2 protein-coding genes are annotated in these 723 nt (G+C 62.5%); both read right to left on the minus strand.

Annotation, left to right across the window (positions count from 1 at the left end):
* Window positions 1-90: 90 nt before the first annotated feature.
* On the minus strand, window positions 91-546 hold the full coding sequence (locus JHD77_RS30265) for a phage tail terminator protein (RefSeq protein WP_003094263.1): 456 nt from the start codon (window positions 544-546) through the stop codon (window positions 91-93).
* A gap of 1 nt (window position 547) precedes the next feature.
* A complete protein-coding gene (locus JHD77_RS30270) occupies window positions 548-709 on the minus strand; it encodes a hypothetical protein (protein ID WP_325099877.1) in 162 nt (53 codons plus the stop codon).
* Window positions 710-723: the final 14 nt, after the last annotated feature.

The raw sequence follows: 723 nt of genomic DNA on the forward strand, positions 1-723 counted from the left end.
TGCCGGCGTGCGTGTGATGAGCAGTGAGTGTCACCTTCTCCTCCTTCGGCACTGAGACGGCGGGGATGTCCTGTTTCTTGGCGGGGGTGCTCATGAGGTTCTCCCGATAGCGTGTTGGGTGTGATAGAGGTCGGCCCAGATCAAAACGGACGTGTCATAGTCCACGGCTTGTCCCTGGATGAGTTGACAGTCACGGGCTCCCACCAGACCAGGCGGCACCCAGCCGATCAGGGCATCCCGCACCTGTCCCAGTACTGGACGTAGATCGTCCATCGCGTTCTTGCCCTTGTTGTCCCGGTAGTTGCGGGTTGCGACCACAACACCGAATCGCACCTGGACCATCTGCCGGGTCGCTGCGCCGGGTGCTCCGGACGAGCGCGGCATCGGCGTTTCTTCGGCGAGGATCACGTAGGCGGTCGGTGTCCGGAAGTCGCGGACCGCCTTGATGGCAGCAAAGTCCGCCGCACCGCCGACACTCTCCAAGACAGCTACCTGATCCTTCAGGCGCTCGATGATCAGGTTGTGATCGAATGGAGCGCTGGACATGTCAGAAGTCCTTCAACTGATCGAGGCTGAATGTTCGGCCCGGAGTCACCACCTGGGGAGCCCCGCTGGTGGAGTTGGCCACCGGGTCGTCCTGCCCCAGGGAGAACCGGCCCTCGGCGGTGAGCTGCAGAAATTTCAGGGCGTCCCGGTAGTCCCGAACGATCGGGTCTTTCTCCG

Origin of the sequence: Pseudomonas sp. P20 (genome assembly GCF_016463925.1) — a bacterium.
In the GTDB taxonomy this organism is placed as follows: Bacteria; Pseudomonadota; Gammaproteobacteria; order Pseudomonadales; family Pseudomonadaceae; genus Pseudomonas; species Pseudomonas aeruginosa.